Annotated in this window: 16 protein-coding genes and 1 pseudogene; 7 read left to right on the top strand and 10 right to left on the bottom strand. The window is 67.5% G+C overall.

Going from position 1 to position 20,030, the window contains the following annotated elements:
• Positions 1–330 precede the first annotated feature (330 nt).
• The gene (locus ACFIF2_RS13025; protein WP_395572762.1) at positions 331–1,620 is read right to left on the bottom strand and encodes a helix-turn-helix domain-containing protein; all 1,290 of its coding nucleotides are present in this window, start codon (positions 1,618–1,620) and stop codon (positions 331–333) included.
• Positions 1,621–2,002: 382 nt separating this feature from the next.
• Here ACFIF2_RS13025 and ACFIF2_RS13020 point away from each other — a divergent pair, with 382 nt between their 5' ends.
• Positions 2,003–2,311: a hypothetical protein gene (locus ACFIF2_RS13020; RefSeq protein ID WP_395572761.1), complete on the top strand. Its 309-nt coding sequence runs from the start codon at positions 2,003–2,005 to the stop codon at positions 2,309–2,311.
• Positions 2,312–3,638: 1,327 nt separating this feature from the next.
• Here ACFIF2_RS13020 and ACFIF2_RS13015 read toward each other — a convergent pair.
• From ACFIF2_RS13015 to ACFIF2_RS12995, 5 genes are all read right to left on the bottom strand, one after another.
• Positions 3,639–4,826 carry a hypothetical protein gene (locus tag ACFIF2_RS13015; protein WP_395572760.1) on the bottom strand — a complete coding sequence of 396 codons (1,188 nt, stop codon included), beginning with the start codon at positions 4,824–4,826 and terminating at the stop codon, positions 3,639–3,641.
• Entirely contained in the window at positions 4,823–5,125 is a 303-nt protein-coding gene (locus ACFIF2_RS13010) for a helix-turn-helix domain-containing protein (protein WP_395572759.1), read from the bottom strand. Before ACFIF2_RS13010 ends, ACFIF2_RS13015 begins: the two co-directional genes overlap by 4 nt.
• A complete protein-coding gene (locus ACFIF2_RS13005) occupies positions 5,122–5,859 on the bottom strand; it encodes a hypothetical protein (protein WP_395572758.1) in 738 nt (245 codons plus the stop codon). Before ACFIF2_RS13005 ends, ACFIF2_RS13010 begins: the two co-directional genes overlap by 4 nt.
• Before the next feature lie 367 nt (positions 5,860–6,226).
• Positions 6,227–7,054: a hypothetical protein gene (locus tag ACFIF2_RS13000; protein WP_395572757.1), complete on the bottom strand. Its 828-nt coding sequence runs from the start codon at positions 7,052–7,054 to the stop codon at positions 6,227–6,229.
• A gap of 139 nt (positions 7,055–7,193) precedes the next feature.
• Entirely contained in the window at positions 7,194–7,814 is a 621-nt protein-coding gene (locus tag ACFIF2_RS12995; protein WP_395572756.1) for a Crp/Fnr family transcriptional regulator, read from the bottom strand.
• A gap of 463 nt (positions 7,815–8,277) precedes the next feature.
• On the opposite strand from ACFIF2_RS12995, the gene ACFIF2_RS12990 reads away from it, so the two are divergent.
• Positions 8,278–8,493 (top strand): type II toxin-antitoxin system VapB family antitoxin, encoded by a 216-nt coding sequence (locus tag ACFIF2_RS12990; RefSeq protein WP_127892590.1) that lies wholly within the window; start codon positions 8,278–8,280, stop codon positions 8,491–8,493.
• Complete coding sequence (locus ACFIF2_RS12985; protein WP_395572755.1) at positions 8,490–8,912, top strand: PIN domain nuclease; 423 nt, start codon at positions 8,490–8,492, stop codon at positions 8,910–8,912. Before ACFIF2_RS12990 ends, ACFIF2_RS12985 begins: the two co-directional genes overlap by 4 nt.
• A gap of 68 nt (positions 8,913–8,980) precedes the next feature.
• On the opposite strand, the gene ACFIF2_RS12980 is transcribed toward ACFIF2_RS12985, so the two are convergent.
• From ACFIF2_RS12980 to ACFIF2_RS12970, 3 genes are all read right to left on the bottom strand, one after another.
• Positions 8,981–10,639: a hypothetical protein gene (locus tag ACFIF2_RS12980; protein WP_395572754.1), complete on the bottom strand. Its 1,659-nt coding sequence runs from the start codon at positions 10,637–10,639 to the stop codon at positions 8,981–8,983.
• A gap of 465 nt (positions 10,640–11,104) precedes the next feature.
• Positions 11,105–11,659: a GNAT family N-acetyltransferase gene (locus ACFIF2_RS12975; RefSeq protein ID WP_395572753.1), complete on the bottom strand. Its 555-nt coding sequence runs from the start codon at positions 11,657–11,659 to the stop codon at positions 11,105–11,107.
• Positions 11,660–11,669: 10 nt separating this feature from the next.
• Positions 11,670–13,010 carry a hypothetical protein gene (locus tag ACFIF2_RS12970; protein ID WP_395572752.1) on the bottom strand — a complete coding sequence of 447 codons (1,341 nt, stop codon included), beginning with the start codon at positions 13,008–13,010 and terminating at the stop codon, positions 11,670–11,672.
• A 537-nt stretch (positions 13,011–13,547) separates the two neighbouring features.
• Here ACFIF2_RS12970 and ACFIF2_RS12965 point away from each other — a divergent pair.
• The 4 genes and pseudogenes from ACFIF2_RS12965 to ACFIF2_RS12950 all read left to right on the top strand — a co-directional run bounded on the left by ACFIF2_RS12965 (position 13,548) and on the right by ACFIF2_RS12950 (position 18,423).
• Entirely contained in the window at positions 13,548–13,970 is a 423-nt protein-coding gene (locus ACFIF2_RS12965; RefSeq protein ID WP_395572751.1) for a hypothetical protein, read from the top strand.
• 18 nt (positions 13,971–13,988) lie between these two features.
• Positions 13,989–14,141, top strand: a pseudogene (locus ACFIF2_RS12960) (VapC toxin family PIN domain ribonuclease); the annotation flags it as partial.
• Between the two features lie 190 nt (positions 14,142–14,331).
• Positions 14,332–17,346, top strand: a complete 3,015-nt coding sequence (locus tag ACFIF2_RS12955) for an FG-GAP-like repeat-containing protein (RefSeq protein WP_395572750.1) — start codon at positions 14,332–14,334, stop codon at positions 17,344–17,346.
• A gap of 189 nt (positions 17,347–17,535) precedes the next feature.
• A complete protein-coding gene (locus ACFIF2_RS12950) occupies positions 17,536–18,423 on the top strand; it encodes a septum formation family protein (protein ID WP_395572749.1) in 888 nt (295 codons plus the stop codon).
• A 48-nt stretch (positions 18,424–18,471) separates the two neighbouring features.
• Here ACFIF2_RS12950 and ACFIF2_RS12945 read toward each other — a convergent pair whose 3' ends face one another.
• Positions 18,472–19,839 carry a phosphatase PAP2 family protein gene (locus ACFIF2_RS12945; protein ID WP_395572748.1) on the bottom strand — a complete coding sequence of 456 codons (1,368 nt, stop codon included), beginning with the start codon at positions 19,837–19,839 and terminating at the stop codon, positions 18,472–18,474.
• Positions 19,840–20,030: the final 191 nt, after the last annotated feature.

Genomic DNA, 20,030 nt, shown 5'->3' with positions numbered 1-20,030 from the left:
GTTACAACTTTCTCTACTGGTTCAAGGCCCGCGCGCGGCGCGGGCGCGCGCCGCCTCTGCGGCGCGGCCTGCCTCCTGTCTGCGCCCCGGCTGGCCGCGCCCGGCGGCGCGCTCGGCGGCTGCGGGCACATAGTGAGAGAAACTCTCTGTGGCTGGGGGGTCGGCTCCACGGCTTTAGGCAGCCAATTTGGCGCGAGCCTCGAAGATCATGGCCCAAGATCGGGCACTACCGGGCAGGCTCACAAACCTGCCCGATCCGCTGGCTAGCGTAATGGGCCATGATCACTCGCACCAAATCAGCTCCAGCCCAAAGCCGCTCCGCCGACCTTCTCATTTACTCGCCGGCCCCGGGTCATCTGCATCTTTCTCGATCTCGGGACCGGGCCTGATTTCCAAGTGCCCCCTAGTGCGACCCAAGGCGTTAACAGCGGTCACGGACCAAGGCATCACCAACGGCGACTCTCCCAACCTTTCGGGAGCCATCAAATGCACGGCAGGCAGAGGCAGTGTCTCCTCGGCTCGTAGGCTGACCACGTCACACAGGACCGCATTTCCCTCTACCCGCATATGGACATCAGGTACATTCCCAGTGACAACAAGCCCTTGCATGTCAGCGATGTTGCTCTGTATGAACGAGTATTCTCCACCAAGGGGAGTCGGCCTGCGAGGCCTCTTGACGTTATTGCCCGTATAATCGTCGCCCAGGAAGGCAGTGATACCCTCCGGAAGGTCGAGCTCTACCCTTACTTGCTGATAGCTGCGCTCCTGTGAGTTCTTGAGATGCAGGCGCAGTAGTCCCCGACCTTTGCGCACGTAGGACTGCCTCGCCACGTCAAAGAGATACTCCTTGAAGCGGCGCAAGTAGGCCCGCGCCTCCCTGTCGTAGTCACTTTCTGAGCGACGGTCAAAGCTTGGGGAAGTGATAAATCTGTTCCCGGAAGCAGGAGGCTTCCTCCTGCCCGCCTCGACGGTTTCCCTTTCCTTCGCAAGGAGCGAGCTCACAGTTTCTTCGAGCCAGGGCCAAGGCGGAACTTCCACAGGATCATCTAGGCTCTCAAGCGAGAGGGACTGGCGCTCCTCTGAGGTCTGCGCTCTCTGCGTAAGGCGCAGGACCTCGCCAGGACCAGCAATCGCCGTTTGGGCCGTCCTGCGTACGAATATCATGCCAGCGTAATACCTGTCAAAATCCTTATGAAGAGTGTGAATAGGGTCACCATCCTTCGGGGGGTCGACGGCTATGGCAAGCACTTCTTTACCCTCGATAGTCACGTAGGAGGGAACCCACTCAGGGCCTTGCGGTCCTAGGTAAGGCCTAATTCCTGACTCCAAATCGGCCAGGTCAATCGTAGATACCCCATTTACCGCGCCTGGTTCAACTCCCACAAGGATGTAGCCGAACCCACCGGCCGCTTGGGAGCTTTTCTCAACTGATCTATTCGCCATAGCGAGAATATGGCGAGCAAGAGTTGCTTTAGTCTGCTTCTCTCTTAGGTTGTAGTTCGACTTCCATTCGATCCAGTCATTTTCATCGTGCTCACCCGCACCCTTTACCGCTTCAACTAGGGACCTCAGTTGCAGGGGGGTGCGAAAAGGCTTGCTGTGGTCAACGTCCAATGCCATGTTCCGAGTATGTGCTGCGATGAGGGCCGATGCACAGCTATTAGGCAGAAGGGCGACGGTCGCGGGCCTGCGGTTGCTGTGGAAGGGCGCCAGTCGGCACGGTCGGTGGGCTGAAGCACCCGACCAGACGCCAGGGGACTGGTGCGACGTTCGGGCCGTCCCTGGGCCGTCCGACGCCCACCGAGGCCACCTAACGACGACCGACACCGACAGTCGACCCATGACCGCTGGCAGCGAACCCCAAGGTCAGAAGCTCCCGACCATACGGGTTTCCCCAACGGGGTAGCCGTCGGGGAAGAGGGGGCGCTTCTTTCCGCCGATGCGATCGGCTAGATACGCCAAGAAGGCCCAGGCACGGGCTCACCTTCAGTAAGGTTTCGGCATGGAGCAGCACTCAGAACTCATCAACGGCCAGTGGATCCGCACGCAGCAGATCCTCTACGGCAGTGGTGCCGAGCTTGCTGCCGCCGGCATCGGCACGCGCGACACGGTTGCTATGGACTTCTACCGCATCCCGGACGTTGACCGTGCCCCGTCCTGCGACGTGCAGGCATGTGATGAACTGCCGGAGTACCGGGTGACCAGGCGCCAAGGGCTCTTCAAGCGGCCAAAGCAGTATTTCGGCTGCCCTGAGCATCTGGACACATGTCGCGCAGCCATCGCCTTCGGGCACAGTGGCGACCCTGCGTAGCAGTGTCCCCAATAGCTGAGGGTGAGTGTCTAACTGCGTGACAACGCCGACGGACAGCGGCGGACAAGCGCGGACACCTGCGGACCATCGCAGCAGGTAAGAGCCGCACGGCCCCAAGGTCGAGGGCCCACCCAAGTTGCTTCGGGACGAAGAGGTCGTGGCTTCAACTCCCGCCGCATCGACACAGGATCGATCGATGCCTTCCCGAAGAAAGGGAAGAGTTCGCCGCGCCGCTGGGGCCACGCCACCGACTGAGCGGCCGGCGCTCAGTCCACAGCCATCACGCCGATGATGCGGTCCCCGCAGCGTCGTCACCAACTGGATGTCGGCCGCGCGCCGACGAAGCATGCCGGTCGCCAACGAATGACGTAGTCAGCTCGTAACGCATCGCCTGGACGAGACGCCCCCTCTGCTCTGACAAGCCTGGCAGTTCACTTTCACCGGTCAGAGCCGCGCGCGCCGCCTGATACATCTGTTCTCGGAAGCCATCTAGCACCGACAGGACAGGAGTACCAGCGAGCATGGTCATCTCGGCGTCACATCTGGCAAAGTCGCGAGATGCGTCCAAGTGTGCAGCTGCGAGTGGCGACGCTTGGCGGGCGTCATCGGACGTCTGAATACCCTCAGCGCTGGGCACCCCTCCCTGGCCGCAAAGGTCCCTGAGGACTCGTGTCCAATCGTCGATTACGGCGAGGAACCGGACATAGAGCGCTCGACGCTCCTGCCAGAGCATCGCCTCACGCTGGTCAAAGGTGGCTGACGTCGACTGGACGAGGGCTAGCGTCTCCTGGCGATGCAAGTCGGAGTGCTGCCAGCGTCGCTGCTGTAGCGCTTGCCGCCGTTGCAGGACGTAGCCAACCAGACTTCCCAGCAGGGTGCCAGCCACCGCAATCAAGGCAACCACGTAGGGCTCCAACCAGTCCTCCCCCTGACAACGATCGACCCGCGTTGCCCGGAAGCTACTGGCAAGAGCCACACACCAGCCAGCGTTAACCGTTCAGACGTGCCAAATGCGTGCCAGATTCTGCGGTGAACCACGGGGAACAGCGGGCAACACACAGGCGGGCGGCCGAGCGCCATCGACACTCCGCTGCAGATCAGCGAGCCAACAACTGGCGAACAACCCAAGCTTCCCAAGCTGAGAGCGCGAGTTCGATTCTCGTCACCCGCTCCATGAAGAAGGCCCAGGTCAGAGACCTGGGCCTTTTGTTGTCCGCTGTGATCACTCGTCGCGCGGAGAACCTCTAAGGCCGCACCTCACCATCGGCCCCTGGGCCTCGACTATCGCGATGAGGCTGCCCTCACCGCAGGTGCGTAGGTCAGTGGGTCACGAAGCGGTCAGGTGGGAAAGCATCGGCGAGACTGCGGTTTCGTGGTCCGGTGCCGATGATTCCCCGGTGGCGAGGAGCGCGCGGGCCCGGCGCTCCAAGGAGTCGACGCGCAGTTCGAGAGAGGTGACCGCGCGTACCCCAACGGCGATATCGCGTCCAGGTTGCCGGAGCAGTTTCGAGTATCCGACGACCGTCTTCATCGACGCCCCCAACTCGGCGATGTGCGTGGTCCCCACGCGGGTGGACTCAGCCAACTCGATGATCTGGTGCAGAAACTTCTCGGCTTCCTCATCGCGTTCGGTCGGAGATCGGCTCTCGATGAGGTCGAGTGCCGCGTGGACTCCTGCCTCGATGTCGACCATGCGTTCGGCGAACGCCTCGCTGCTGGTCCTGAACGCGGCAGCCGGCTCAGCGACAGCCGTGGAGAACTTCTTGACGAGCGCGAGCCGGGCACTGGCCGGCAGATTGGCCGCGTTCGCCGCGTTCATCTCCGGAGTGCATTCCTCCGCCACCACGCCGATCCGCATCAGCGCCTCACCCATGGCTTCCATGTCCGTGAGGACGGAGTCCATCTGGGTCTCGGCCTGCGCCAGCCGGTCCACGATGCCTGGCCCGTCGCCGCCGTCGTCATCTCCGTCGTCGTCCCCGTCGACGGCCGGCGCGGGGCTGGAGACAGTCGCGTTGGCGTAGGGCACGCTCCTGAATCCGCAGGTGATTCCCTCGTGGAGGACGCGGCTCAACTGGTCGCGGGCTTCGTGAAAGCTTGACTCGGCCCTCCGGAAGCGAATGGTCCGCAACCGGGCTATATCGAACGGCAGGTCACCACTCTCGCCGATGAGGATCACCGGCTTGCCTCGGCCGATACGGAAGCCCAGCTCGTACATGACGTTGGCGTTCGCTCCGCTGACGTCGGCGATCACGATGTCGTCCTCGTGAAGCCGCCGATGGATCTGGTCGGTGATCTCCCCGGTGTCCGCGATGGCGTCGGCACGCAACGGAATGATTCCGTGGTCCCGGCAGGCTGCACGGACGACCTCGTCGTAGACGCGCAGCGCACCCTCGTACAGGAGACGCTTCGGGCTTCCGTACTCCGCGTGCTTGTCGCCGATAGGGCCGATCACAAAGCAACTGGTCGAGGTGCCACGGGACGAGTCGTCCGGGGCAGTGCCGGTCGCTGTGCTCACTGGCTGTCCTCCTGCTCGTCGAAATGATGTGTCAGGGCAGCGGACATCTCGATCCCGGCCTCGACGTCCGTCGTGTAGACAGGAAGGTTCTCGATGCCCAGGGCTCGCATGAGTGACGCCGTCGGGATGCGGTACTGATGACCGACGCGAACCACTCGGCAGGGAAAGCGACCCACGTGGATGAGCCGGTATGCGGTGGCGGGACAGACTGCGAATGCGCGAGCAGCGGTTCGCAGATCGACGCTCAACGGGAGATCGAACGCCTCGGCGAAAGTGAGTGTTCGGTGGGTTCGGTTCATCGCGGGCTCCCGTAGGGGATCAGGGACAGGGTGCCGATACGGCGTCCAGGGCCGGGGCGTCGGGCACGGTGGACCACATGGCGCAGGCCCATTTCCTCGGCGAGCGCGCCGAGGCGTTCCCCCTCGACGCGCTGTCTCAAGGCGGAGAAGCGGATCGGTGCAGCGAGCCCGTCGGCGCGGTCGGGGGGCGTGATGTGCACGATCCAAGCGGAAGGCCAGCGATCCGGGTACGGCTGGGCGACGCCGTCCGCGGACAGGGCGGCGGAATCCGGGGCGGGGCGTTTCGGGACCGAGCTCCGGGCAAGACGCCAGGCGCGACCGGCAGCCGCTCGCATCAGTCGTTCGCCCGCTCCGGCAGCAAGCGGATCGACGGCCGTGACGCCTTCCAGGACTCCCTGTACGGTCTCGGCTTCGAGGTCGGCCCGTTCAGCCGGAAAGCGCGACAAGACCTGCCACACGGCCCGGCGAAGTCTCGGGAGGGTGAACCACACGAGAAGCAGGACCGACACGCCGCCGGGATCCGGGTCCGTGGCGGCCTCGGCCATGACGTGACTCCAGATGGCCCGGGGTGTCGGCTCGGCACGTGACGGTCCGTGCGCCAGCGCCCGCGCCTCCCGCAATGTCAGGTCCGAGGGCCCGGCGCCCGCGGCAGCACCGAGACGCGGGCTGGTGTGCAGTGTCTCGACGTGTGCCTCGATGTTGTCGAACAAGCTGGTGTACTTCAGCTGGGTCATATGTCCCTCCTCAGCCGATCGGCCTCCGACGTACGGGAGAAGCAGGTACAGGACGAACTGGCGGGACTTCGGGTGTGGAGGGACAGACCTGCGAGGGCCTCGGCCGCCGTATGAACACGGTTGGCGAGTTCGAGGAGCCCACTGGTCAATCTCCGCAGTCGGCCGAGCGTCTGGAACGGGCCGGGCGCCGGACCGGCCGGTGCAACGCCGGGCGTCCACGGGACCTGGTTGCCCACGGAGGAGTTGTAGATCGTGATGCAGTGGGCCTGCGCCCCTAGGACAGCGGTCCCCGAGCCCACGTACTGGCCGGCAAGCCACGGGGGCGCGTTCCAGTCGTGGTCGGTTCCGGGCTGGTCCGACGCAGTGCTCACGAGCGGCGGTCCCGGCCCGGCCGGGGCACCCCGCGCTGATGGACGTCACGCAGGGTGCTGTCCATGACGGCGACGCCGGACTCGACGTTCTGGACCCGCGCATGGATCGGTCGGGGGCCCGTAGGGGCAGCCTTGTCAGTCCCTACCTTCGGCTCGTTCGCGGATGCTGTCTGCGCGGTGGGCCGACGGAGCAGACCACCGGAGGGCGATGGCACGTACATCCAGGCCGTCTGTGCGAAATCCTTCCCGGGGACCTCGGCACGGACCTCGATGAAGCGGGAGGACGGCACAGCGCAATAACCTCCGACGACCACCGCGCTGTGGACAGCGTCGGAGACTATGACGACGAGGGACGTCCCGTCCTCACCCGACTCGGCGAGTCCTCGGCGCGCGGCCGAGCAGTCCAGGAGACGGTGCGTCTCACTGCGCGGAGCCGCGTTGCCGTCACCGGGCAGCCCCGGTGAGACGGGAACCGGCCCGACGTGGATGCTCATCCGCAGCCTGATACGCGGACCGGGCCCAGCATTGTGCCGCTGGAGAATGGAGTCGAGCACATCCGCGAACGGGCTGATGACTCGCGGCAGCCACGACGGATCGAAACCGAAGGCAAGCCCGTCTCCGGTATTGCTCTCGAACTGCCTGATCATCTCTCCCAGGCCCGCGCGTTCCAGCCCTCGGTGGATGAGGTCAGTGATGGACCTGCTGAGTGTGGCGTGGCGCACCGACGGCAGTCGGGTCGAATCCTTCGCGTCCACTGCGAGAAGACCGAAGTAGGGCGGCAGCGGACAGATTTCTTTCCCGGATGACCAGGAATTTTCAGACATGGCAAACCTCCCAGGAGACATTCCGGGTACTGCGGGCGAATTCAACGATCGACAATCGACAGCAATGCGAAGCGGAAGAATTTCCACTCGACGCTGTGATGTGCGTCACTCTGCCGGTACTGCCGAGTGACGATGGCCCTCACGCGTTGCTGCGCGCCAGTTGTTCCAGTACGACCTCGTCCGTGATGTGGATCACGGGCCAGCGCACGCAGAGCGCACCTCGGCGCTCCAGCTCGGTGACGGCACCGGACAGCGTCCGGGGCGTGACACCGAGGACGAGAGCCAGCACCTTCTGGGGAATCCCGGCCACATGGGACGTGCCGGCGGTGTGGGCCAGGTCGAGCAGGAGTCGGCTGAGCCCGCTCGCCACGCCGAAACGCCGCAACCCGGCCCGCACATTGGCCCTCATGTGCAGTTGCTGCGCGTGCAGCAGCATCCCGACCAGCGCGTCACTGCGCCCCAGTTCTGTGAGGAACCGTTCGTAGCCGATGGCCTGGACGACAGTGCGACAGACCGCTGTCACTTCTGCGTTCCGCGGCTGTCCCGACAAGGCCGAGGTCTCCCCCAGAAGCTGACCCCGGCCACGGATTTCCAGGAAGGTGTGCTCACCGTCCGGGTGCGGATCGGTGACCAGAGCCCATCCCTCGACGACCCGCAGGACGTTCCCCTTCAAGCTGCCCTTCAGGAGCATGGTCTGATCCCGCCGGTAGGAAATGATCCTGCCGCGATCGAATATGCTGCTCCAGCGATCAATATCCAAAGCGCCCCTCCCGCATTAGCGATTCCGCCGGCAGTGACGCCTTTTGCCTCACGGCCCCGGGAAATAGTGAATGCTTCCGCATCGCCGATAACAGGGCGCACAGACGCGATACAGGCGCACCCAGCCATTCGTCGAAGGCCATGTGCTCCCGAGGGAGCGGAATGGCGGGCTCCTGCCTTGCGGGGGACCCGATCGCGCCCTGGATGGTGAACAGCGGAAGACCAGCAGGGGCGTGCAGCAGGTTCCAAGGATGCATGCCAGCAATGTCCGGGGACGCTACAGTGCGCAACCGGCAGCAGCCGGCGAGACGCCACACCGCGCCGTGGACTGATTACCGACCCAGGGCAGCTCAAGTTGTATCCGTGGTCGCCATGGGCCCCCGAGGCGCATCAGCACAGCGGCACACCCTCACGACACACAGGAGATATAATCGATAGCATCGAAGATATCTTTGGAGGTACTCATGAGTCGAACCGTGATCGATCTTGACGATCAGCTGGTCGCAGATGTAGCCAAGGCGCTCGGGACCAGCACCAAGAAGGAGACGGTCAACACCGCACTGCGTGAGGTGCTCCAGAACCGACGGCGCGCTCTTGCGCTCACTCGTCTGCGGGCGGCAGCGGAGGACGGCGCTTTTGATCTGGACCTTCTTGAGGACAAGGGGAACTACCGCCGGTGAACGCCGCGCAATTCCTCATCGACACCAGCGCGCTCGTCCGCTTGCTGCGGGGCGACGCCGAGCAGTACGGATGGGACCGGGCGGCAGCAGCCGGGCTCATCGCCACCTGCTCCATCACCGAGCTGGAGTTCTTCTACAGCGCACGCTCCGCCGCCGACAGGGCCCACGGCATCGAGAACATGCGTCTGCTCTTCGGCTGGGTTCCGATCGATGACCGGGCCTACGACCGCGCCTGGCAGGTCCAGGAGATCCTCACTCAACGCGGGCAGCACCGCAGCGCCGGGCCTGTTGACCTCGTCGTGGCCGCCACAGCCGAATTGCAAGGACTCACCCTTCTGCACCGCGACCGGGATTTCGAACGCGTGGCAGCTGTCACCGGTCAGGCGCTCCAATGGTACGGCCCCGAAGCCGGCAAGTGAGCGCGACGGGCACGTCGAACACACGAAGCCCGGATACGGAGTCCGGGTTCACCGAGATCGTCATCCACTCAGGAACGACAACTACGGGGAATCGCGGCGCCGGGTTCACCCTCCCCTGCAGAGAGCGCCTGTACAGCATCGGAGGGTATGGGAAAGGCGTCGCCTGATTCGGGGTCCCACAATGTCACCTCACCACCGACCACACCGAACGTGCCGTACACCTGCCTGGGGTCCAATCGGTGCCCGTACAAGGGAAGTTCTTCCAGGGAGCCGATCGGAGTGACGCAGACGGGTCGGGGATTGGCGCCGTAGTAGTGATCCGGTACTCGGCCCGATCGCCACTGACGTATCGCATCATCACCGGCCGCACCGGCGCCGTCCAGTACGGTCACCGCCCATGCCAACGTGAGCGCCATGGCCCCGGTCAGGGCGACGATCGGCAGGCACAGGCGCAGCGTACGTTGGCGGAACAGGGGCAGCCGCAAGTAGCCCCAGCAGGCCAGGAAGAAGAGCGTCAGCGTTACCGAGATCCCCAACACGTATACCGAGGCGAGAAACTGCCACACCTCCGCAACGTCCATCTCCTCCGCGCGGACGTGGAACGCGGCACCGTAGAAGGTGAAGAGCACAGGGCTGAGCCCGCCAAGTACCGGAACGACCACCGGTAGCAGAGCGACGAGCACCGCCACCAGAAACGGCCTGCGGCTACCTTCGCGGGCCAGGCGTCGGATGCCGCCCGTGACGAACACCCCGCCTGCCAGGAGGAGGTGCAGGCAGAAAGCGGCACTGGGATCAGCGATCCAGGTCACCCAAGCCGTGACAGCGAAGAGCGCTCCGCTGGTCGCCAGCGCCGCCAGCCATGCGTGACTGCGCTGGCGCTGGTAGACCACCACCGCGTCCCCGTCCCGCAGGGCATCGCACCCGTCCCCGGCTGCAGTGCGACGGCCATCCGACGTGAGCGGGCTGGTGCGGCGCTGGCGGACGACACGACGTCGGCGGACGAACGGAAGCATGATGGTCGCGCACCACCAACTCAGCAGCACCCACGCCACCAGCGCAGGCAGAGCCAGCCACCAAGGCCCAGAAGAAGCCGGGATGCCGAGCACACCTGCAGCCCAACTCAGTGCCGTCGCTCTCACCACCCACCGGTGGCTTTCCCTCACCCTGGTCCGGTGCATTCCATCGTGTGCTCGCACCCGACGCGGAAACGGGGGCCGCACCCGTCCCTCACCAGCGTGCCGCTCGGCCTCCTCCAACGAGCCGAACAGCACCGTCCCTGTGTCGTGCAACCCCGTGCTCCGCTCCAGATTGAACAGCCACCGCAGGCACCAATCGGCGTGCGTGCTTGGCGGGGCGCAGACGAACCAGTGCGGTTCATGGCGGCGCTGCCTCCGCCGCATCCGCGCGCTCACAGGCCGCAGATCAAGCTCGGCATCGTCCGCCAGGTCCTTGACCTCCTGGGCCGCCCACCGCTCCGGGCGGCAACCGGAAACCTGCCCGACAGGGATGTCAAGCGCGTAGACCGAATTTCGGACCGCCTGATCCGGAAGGACTCCGCCCGGGGTACGAGCCTCCGGGTACACCTCCTCGTGAGCGACCAGTACCTCCCAGCCCTTCAATTCGAACAAGGTGCGGGCCTTTCTCCGGTGCTCGACCGGCCCCGTGAGAGCCGCCTCCACCCGGACGGTGAGCAGCGCTCCGCGCCCCTGTCCCTGGTCTGCCTGCACGATTCCTCCCTTCAGCAGGAGCTGATCTGCCCTGTCGATCACGGACTTCAACACGGGTCCGCGGACATGACACTGGCTCGGCATGCCTGTCGTAGCGTGCCGCCTACCTGAAGAACCGGTGTGTGCACTCGCGACGCCGTCTCTAGTCCAGGCAACAGGGCGAGCCGAGCCCGGCGCTTCGGCCGTCGCACTCACGCAATATCCCGCAGATACACGACGCCGTGCCCATAGCGTGCCCGCAAGAGCGGGAAACTACAGTCAACGACGGTACGAGCCGACCCTCACGGCCACCCAAGTAGGCAGCGTCTGCGCAGGCCAGAGCCATAGACCTGGCCCAAGCGCCGTCGCTTCCCAAGCTGAGAGCGCGAGTTCGATTCTCGTCACCCGCTCCATGTGAAACCCCGGGCCAGTGGCCTGGGGTTTGTTTTTTGTCCGGGGGAGGCTTGGCTCTCTCGGCCGGGGCGGTCAGTCCGGCTGGGGGTTCCACTCCTCCGCCAGGATCGCGTGTACCACCGAGTCCCGCCAGTGGCCCGCCTTCTGGATGTGGCCGCGGATCGTGCCCTCCTCCGTCATGCCTGCCGCGACCATCGTGCGTGCCGAGGCGGCGTTGAGGGGGGAGCGGGCGCCCCAGACGCGGTGGAGGGACAGATCCTCGAAGGCCAGTGCCAGCAGGAGGCGTACGGTCTCGGTACCGTAGCCGGCGCCCCAGGTGTCCGGGCGAAGGGCGAAGCCCATGGTGGCCGCGCGCTGCTGGTGGGGGTCCATCGCCAGCCGGGCGAAGCCGACCAGACGGCCGGAGGGCGGGGCGACCACGGCGAGCGCGTACTCGGTGCGGGGCTCCGCCGTCGCCGCCGCGACGGAACGGGCGACGATGTGGCCGGTCTGTTCCCGGGTGCGGGGTTCGAACGACAGGTGTTCCGTCGCCTCGGGGTCACCGTAGACGGCGAACACCGCGTCGACGTCGTCGACGGTGAGTTCGCGCAGGCCGAGGCGCCGGCCGGAACGCTGGACCGGGTACATGCGGGGAACCTTATCGCCGCGGCGGAGAAGGGAACGACGACCGCCGGGGCGGGAACACGGCGATCTCCTCTCCCAGGTCGCGGGCCACGACCGCGGTGCGCGCACCGGATGTCGTCAGCGCCTGCCTGACCCGCTGCGCGGACACGATGATGCCGTTGTTGCGGTACATCGGCTCCAGGTCCAGCACCGGGCGGATGACCTGCGCGGCACCGTCCACGTCCCCGCTGTGGAGGAGGACGAGGGCCTGGTTGCACTGGGCTCCGGCCAGATCCCCGAAGGCCCAGTTCGGGTCGGCCGGGTCGCTGAATCCCCGTACGGCCCCCTCCGCCTCGCCGAGCAGGACGGCGTCGCCGTGGCCCAGGTGGGCCTCGGACTCCACCGCGTAGTACATCTGCTTCTCCAACGAGTAGGTGAGCAGGCCGCCGAGTTCGTCCAAGTCGTCCGGGACGAAGCTCTCGCGCCGGTCGAACGCCGCCCGGTTGGCGTTCCGTACGGTCTCCTCGTCGCCCAGGATCGCGGCGGCCCGCGACTGGAGGCCCAGCAGCCACAGTCCGACCGTGCCACGCAGGTCCGCGGAGAGCGCCGCGCCCTTCTCGGCGTAGAACAGGGCGTCCCCGGGGCGGTCCGCCCAGTACTCGATCAGGGACTGCAGCCCGTGGACCAGCGCCAGGAGCCCTGGGTGCTCGGCGTCCCTGGCGAAGGAGGTGGCGAGCAGGCTCATGGTCCTGGCCTGCTCCCGGTCCTCCATGTCGTTGAAGCCCTTGGCCACGAGGAACCCCAGGATCCCGGCCAGGAAGTTGAGATCGCCGAGCTGCGAGGGCCGGTGCCTGCCGGTCTCCAGGTTGAAGATCACCTGGTCCTGGGCGTCCAGCAGGTCGTCCCAGATCGCCGACAGCGGGACGCGCGGATAGTCGGTGATCAGTCGGGCCACATGATCGTGGAGCACCGGGAGCGTGCTGTCACCGAGCCTCTCGCGGTCCGTCTGGAGAACGTACTTCCGTGCACGTCGGACGGCCATGGCACCGCTCCTTCTCATCTCGCTCATATCCATGCCGGGTCGGGCAGGCGAGGCGACCGGCGACTGCGGGCCGGCCACGGGGAGGGAGGGTGAGGCGCTGGTTGCCGGCACCTCGGTCCACAGTGCGTCGATGGTGCTGCCGAGCATCTCGACGATGGCGGGACGGAAGACCCGCTGCGGCCTGCGCCCGTCGTAGAACCATCCCTCGAAGGTCTTCGGAGCCGGATCCACGTGCTTCAGGCCGAGCCGCTCCGCCGCCTTCCTGTAGTGCGGGAGAAATTCTTCGGCGCTCCGGATGCCACGCCTCTGAAGTTCCAGCCGGAAGAACAGCACGGTACCTCCCCACGAACCGTCCACCGGACGCGTCGCCCGCGTCACCGCCGTGCCGAGATTAGAGCGTTCTGCTTCTCAACTTGCCCCGCTCGGGCGCCTCTTAGTGGTTCCGAGGTCTGTCCGAGGTGTATCAGAGGTCAGATCGAGGGTCACGGGTCCGTGTGGTCCCCGGCCAAGCGCGCTCCGGGACGGTCCGGGGCAGTCCGGGGGCGGTCCGGGGATGGAGCCGTCCGACCGGACTTGTCACGCTCCTAGCAGGCAGTGCCGCCTACCGACCCACCAGTCCGACGCCCGATCGCTCCACCTGCCGCCAGACCTTCCGCACAACCTTCCAGCCGATGGGGAAGTGCCGACATGACGATGCCGACGACGACCGAGCTACGGCGCCACACCTTCGCCCCGGCCGGGGGCCGCCCCCGTGTCCCGCGGGTGAACCTCCCGACGACCGACGATCGCCCCGCGCCCCGGTCTGCCCTGGTCCCGATCCCGATCCCGGTTCCGGTCCCGGTCCCGGGATCACGCACCCTCGTGGATCGTGTGCGTGACCTGCAGGGTCCTCAGAGCGGCGGCTGGGCCCTCGTACCGCTCGGTGGTCAGCTGTTCGACGTGGTGATCACGGTGGGCGGCGAGATGGGCAGCCGGGTGCTCTCGATGATGGACGAGATCGAGTGCGACGACCGGGGTGCCCGCGAACCCGCCTGCGGGCCGGTCATCGAGGACCCCGACCAGGGCTGGCTGTTCTGGCTCGTGCCGCCCGGCACCAGCGAGCGGTGGCAGCCGCACGGGGACACGGCGTGTCTCGGTCAGCCGCACGTTCTCTCCCTCCCGCCGCTGACCCGCACCCGACCGCCCGGCGTGTTCTGGCGCCGGCGCCTGCGCGGTGACCGTCTGGTGTCACCGGCGCCGCTGTACGACCTCTTCGACCGGGTGTCCGGGCCGGGACGGAACGCCTTCCGCTGAGCGTCGGCCGCTGTCCCGGGATGGGACCGGGCGGCGGCAGCCGGGCTGATCGCCACCTGCCCCATCACCGAGCTGGAGTTCTTCTGCAGCGCGCGTTCCGCTGCCGACCGTGCGCGAGGCGTCGAGGATCTGCGCCTGCTCTTCGGCCGGGCGCCGGTCGACGACCATGCCTGTGCGCCTGGGCTCCGGGCCGTCCGTACACGAGCCGGCCGAGCGGCTCGGCACGATCATCCGGCTTGCGCCGATGCTAGGATCCGCCCACTTGTTCGGGGGGTTGCGGGGGGTGGGGCCCTCCGTCGGGGAGGGGAAGCAAGTGACTCGTCATGCCTTCATGCGTGGTTCTTTGGTCACGCTGATCGGGTTGGCACTCTCTGTGTCCGCCGTGCCGCTGGTGGGGCCCGCGCATGCGGAGACCGCAACGGAGATCATCGTTCCGGCCACCATGCGCACGACTCCGCGCACGGCATATCTGCAGAGCGCGGGGGCTTCCGGCTTTCTTGAGTACCGATCCACCCCCGAGGGTTACGGCCTCTGGTGGACCGGTTACGACGGCAGCCGAAAGCCGGTGGAAGGCGGCGAGCGACTCGCACCGCGCACCGCGGGTGCGTACGGCACCGGTTCGGACGTCGTCGCCCTTCGCCCCTCCCAGAGCAGTGGCGGGCAAGTCCTGCTCCGGGACATGGGAACCGGTTCGACGGAGACCGTGGCCATCCCGGCGGACCAGAGCTATCTGCAGACGTACGGACGTACTGTCCTGACCAGCATGTCGACAGGCGGGGAACGGACTCGGCTGTTCCTGCTGCGCGAGGAGAACGGCGGCACGGTGCAGAAGCCTGTCACCGGACTCCCGGCCGGGGTGGTCTTCCCCTACTGGCCCACGGGTTCCGCCTCCGGCATTCTCGTCAACTACCACGGCCCGGACCGGGTCCTCCAGTCCGCATGGGTGAACGCGGAGACCGGTGCCGCCACGCCCTTGCCATCGCTGGTGGCGAGCACGGACACCGTGGTGGGATCCGACTACCTGGTCAGCTGGTACGGCACGACCCGGGTGCGGGTGTACGCCCACGGTGCCTACGACGCGCCCACCCACGAGGTCGCGTTCCCCCGCATCTCGGCCAACAAGATCCTCGGCGTCGTCGGTGACGCGCTCGTCGTCGCGCGGCGCGGCGACTCCTCCGTCTGGAGTGTGTCAGCGCTGCCCTTCGACGGCTCCGCCGCACTGCCCCTGTTCAAGAGGGCGGATCCCGCCGCCGTCATGACCCCCGACGGCGGCCTGGTCCTCTCCGGCGGAGAGTCCTCTCTGGACTACGGCATCGCCAAGATCCAGGCGGGCACCGACGGTCTGCCCCGGGTCCACCGGATCGTGGACCTTCCGGCCGTGCCCTCCGGGATCGAGTCGCTCGATCTGAGCGGCGGTGAGCTGATGACCTACGAGTCGGGCGACGGGGCGACGCACCTGTACAGCCGCTCGCTGACCACGGCGGAGGCTCTGACGGCGGGCACGCGCACGGACCGGGGGGCGACCCGGCGGTGCGGGTACATGGCCGGGCAGTACGGGAACTGCCCCAGTCTGATGGGAACGGGTGACGGCCGGGCGGTCATGGCGGACACGCTCGGGGAGGTGTCCGTCCTGGACCGGGGACAGCCCCTTCCCGGCACCGTGGTGACCACCGGTCTCCAGGACAGCCATGCCCTCGTGGCCGTTGCGGGCCGGTACGCGGCCTGGCGCGGGCCCACGCCCGCGGGAGAGGGCCTGGTGGTGACGGACCTGGACACACGGAAGGTCGTGCTCACCCGTACGGGCGCGGCCGACGTGGGCCCCTCCGCCCTGTGGGGCGAGACGCTGTGGGCGGCGGCCCAGGACGGCACCGTCACGGCCACGGAGGTGCGTTCGGGCAGCACGATCACGTCGTTCCGGATGGTCGGCAGTGGCTGCCAGGTGGGCGACTTCCAGGCGGTGGGACGCTGGGTGTTCTGGTCCGGCTCGTGCGCCCTTGCCCAGGGCAGCGTGCAGAAGGCCTTCGTGTACGACACCCGCAAGAAGGCGCTCATCACCGTGCCCGCCGGCCGAGGGACACGCCTGGGCGACGGCTTCCTGGTCGCGGCCGGCCCCACATCCGCGGCGCTGACCCTCACGGACGTCACGAGCGGCTCCGCGGTGAGCCGGACGCTGGCGGCCCAGGCCGGCATGTGGGACGTCGATCCGTACACCGGCCTGGTCGGCTACGTGGACCCGGCCTCCCAGGACATCCACGTCCTCCGCAGTGGCGTCCCCACCACGGACATCGCGGTCCTCGGAGCGAGGACGGAACCGTCGGTCAGCCTGGTGGACTCGTCGCCCTCGTGGGACGGCACGTGGTGGCTGTCGAAGCCGGCCGCGTCGTGGACTCTGTCGCTCAGGAACAAGGCGACCGGGGCCACCGTGCGCACACTGACCGGTGGCGCCGCGCACGACGCGGTCCGTACGTCCTGGAACGGCAGGACGTCGACGGGCGCCCATGTGCCGAACGGCACGTACGGCTGGACGTTGACGGTGACCCCGGCCGACAAGCACGGCGCGTCGGCGACGGCGTCCGGCACGCTGAACCTGACCGGCGGTGCCGCGGTGCGACGCGACCATGTCGGCTCCGACGGACTCGGTGACCTGCTCACGCTCAACTCCCAGGGTGCGCTCACCTTCCACCGGGGCGACGGCACCGGAAAGTTCTCGACGAAGACCTCGGCTCCGGGCTGGCCGGCCTCGGTCACGGTGGTGCCGTTCGGGGACCTGAACGGTGACCGCTGCAACGATGTGCTCGTGCGGGTCAGCGGCGGTGCACTGCGGGCGTACCTCCCGGGGTGCGGCAAAGCCCTGACGACCTCCACGCCGTACACCACGCTGGGAACCTCAGGCTACAACCAGTACGACGTGCTGACCTCACCGGGCGACATCACCGGTGACGGCCGGGCGGACCTGATCGCCCGCCAGGCGTCCACCGGTGACATCTACCTGTACAAGGCCACAAGCACCGGAAAGGTCTCGGCACGGGTGAAGATCTTCTCCAAGTGGTCCGGTTACAAGAAGATCATCGGCGTCGGCGACCTCAACGGTGACGGATACGGGGACCTGCTGGCGCAGGACACGTCGAACGAGCTGTGGCGGTACGTGGGCACGGCGACCGGCGGCTTCAGGGCGCGGGTCAAGGTGGCCGACAACTGGGGTGCCTCCTACAACGTCGTGGCGGGCGCCGGCGACATCACCGGGGACGGGAGGGCGGACATCGTCTCCCGCGACACCTCCGGCAAGCTGTGGCGCAACAACGGCGACGGCAAGGGCTCCTTCGGTGCTCGCACCGGGATCGCCACCGGGTGGCAGAGCTACAAGGCCCTGTACTGACCGCCCGCGACGCCACCCGCTCCATGCGAAACCCCCAGGCCGGCCGTCAGCGGATACAACCCTCGTGGTCCGTCGCGCGTCAGTAAGACGCCGCGATGGGTGCGGGCCCGTCTGCGTGCGGGCGGGTCGCCGGGATGGCTTACGATCCGCATGACTCTCATAAAGATCACCTAAGAGGATGTACACGTCATGAACGTCCGTGCCCCGTACCGTTCCCTTCGCGGCATATCCGCCGTCGTCGCCCTGCTCGCGATCGGCGCGGTGGGATGTTCGGACGTCACCGACGCCGTCGACAGCGCCAAGGACGGCGCGAAGAAGGTGGCTCGCCAGCGCTCGGTGTTCTCGCTGGACACCGGTGACTGCTACAACCCGTCCGGCAAGGCCGAGGGGACGGCGTACACCGTCGAGATCGTGCCCTGCGACGAGGCGCACGAGGGCCAGGTCGTCGGCGAGTTCTCGATCGACGAGGGCGAGGCGTACCCCGGCGACGACGGGGTCTCGGCGATCGCGGACACCCGCTGCCCGGTCGAGGCGCAGAAGTACGCCCCGGACACCTGGGCGCTCCCCAAGGGCGCCGAACTCTTCTACTACACCCCGACCAAGGAGAGCTGGGCGACGGGTGACCGCGCGGTGAGCTGCACCTACACCGCCGAGAAGGGCGCGCTCAAGGGCACGCTGGACACCGCGAAGTCCCTCAAGCCCGAGCAGCTCACGTACCTCAAGGGTTCGAACGCGGTCTACGAGGCCCTGTGGGCTAACCAGTCCGAGAAGGACACCGTCGAGGCCGACCTGCCCGGGTACAAGGCGCAGGCCAAGGCCGTCGCGGCCGCTCTCCAGACGCACGTCGAGGGCCTGGGCGGCATCGAGGGCGCCGAGGTCGGCAAGCTCCGTTCGACGCTGACGAAGGCGGCCGGCGACTGGGAGAAGGCCGCGAACGCCGCCGACGCCGACGCGTTCTACGTCGCCTACGACCCGGCGTTCACCGGCATCGACCCGAACGAGTCGGTCGCCGCCCGCAAGGAACTGGGCCTGGCCACCACCGTCCCGGCCGACGAGGCCGAGGTCTGGGCGGGCTGACCCCCGCCCGCGGCACGTGAGGCGGCGGGGGCGCCGGCGCCGGTGGTCTCAGGCGCCCTCGAGCTGCGGCTGGGGCTGGGGCTGCGGTTCCGCGCGCGGGGCCGGTACGGCGAGCCTCGGTTCCCAGCCGGCGGTGGTGCGCGCGTAGCCGAGGACCACGGAGAGCATCGCCAGGACGAGGAGCGGGCCGAACAGCCACGGGCGGTGCGCCATCTCCAGGGACAGGAAGCGGGAGGACAGCAGCACCGCGGCGAACACCACCGTCCCGTGGGCGACGAGCCGGACGCCCGCCCGGTCCCAGCCCCGGTCCGCCGCGCGCAGCGCCGCCTCGATCGTCACCGCGAACACCACGCCGGCGACGAGGTCGATCCCGTAGTGGTAGCCGAATCCCAGGGTCGCCGCGAGCGTGGCGACGAGCCAGAACGTTCCCGCGAAACGCAGCACGCGAGGGCCCCGGCGGGAGTGCAGGAAGATCGCGGTGGCCCATGCCGTGTGCAGGCTGGGCATGCAGTTGCGGGGCGTGATCCCGTCGTACGTCACGGGGTGCGGGGCGGCGATCGGCGGGGTGGTGTGCGGCCACAGTTGCGCCACGGCCCATTCCTCGCCGCCGGTGCCGAAGGCGCCGGTGCCGTAGGTGAAGACCGGTCCCACCACGGGGTAGATCATGTAGACGGCGGGGCCGAGGAGGCCGATCACCAGGAACGTGCGCACGAGGTGGTGGCCGGGGAAGCGGCGTTCGGCCGCCACGTGGCGCAGCTGGTACAGGGCCACGACGACCGCGGCCACCGCGAGCTGGACGTAGACCCAGTCGAGGACGCGGTCACCGACCGGGCCCGTCGCCTCGACGATCCGGCCCATCACCCACGCGGGGCTGCCCAGCGCGTGGTCGGCGACCGCCACGTACTCGTCGAGCACCGCGGGGCGGGTCTTGGAGGTGATCAGGAGCCAGGCGTCGCCCGTCTTGCGGCCGGCCACCAGGAGCAGCCCCAGCCCGACCCCCTTGAGCAGCAGGACGCGGTCCGCTCCGGTGCGGCGCGTGACGGCGACGACCGCGCAGCCCAGCATCACCCACAGCGCGCCGTTGCCGAAGGAGTGGCCCTCGGTCACCGTGACGCCGGCCGCCCACCGCACCAGCGTGAGGGCGAGGTCGATGCCGACCGCGGCGCCGGCCGCGAGGAACCGCTGCCGCCAGGTGAGCACCACCGACATCAGGGCCATGCTGGCGTAGAGCAAAGGGCCCGACGCAGGGGGGAATATGACCTCTTTTGCCTGGTTGGTGATCGGACCAGGAAGGCCGTAGCGACGCGCGGCGATCTCCAGCACGATGAGGAATCCGAGCACCGTCGCGCCCGCCACGGCCCAGAGTCTCGCCCGTGGTTGGCGCCAGTTTATTCGCGAAAACACCCGTGATGGCATGTATCTCAATCTTTATTCGATGTGCTGATATAGGCCGAATAGTTCTTTCTGTCGGCTGGCCCGTTCCGGTCCACCGGCAGGAAGACGAAAAGATTAAGGCCCGGGTTCCTGGCGGGAAATAGGGATACAACGAACCCCGCGGCGGGCAAGCCATGGGCAGCCCGCCCCGGGGGTTACCCGGCCCACCGGGG

It is taken from the genome of Streptomyces sp. BK79 (genome assembly GCF_044142145.1).
Lineage (GTDB): Bacteria > Actinomycetota > Actinomycetes > Streptomycetales > Streptomycetaceae > Streptomyces.
Note: the sequence above shows the minus strand (reverse complement) of the source record. Positions and strands in the feature narration are given on the sequence as shown.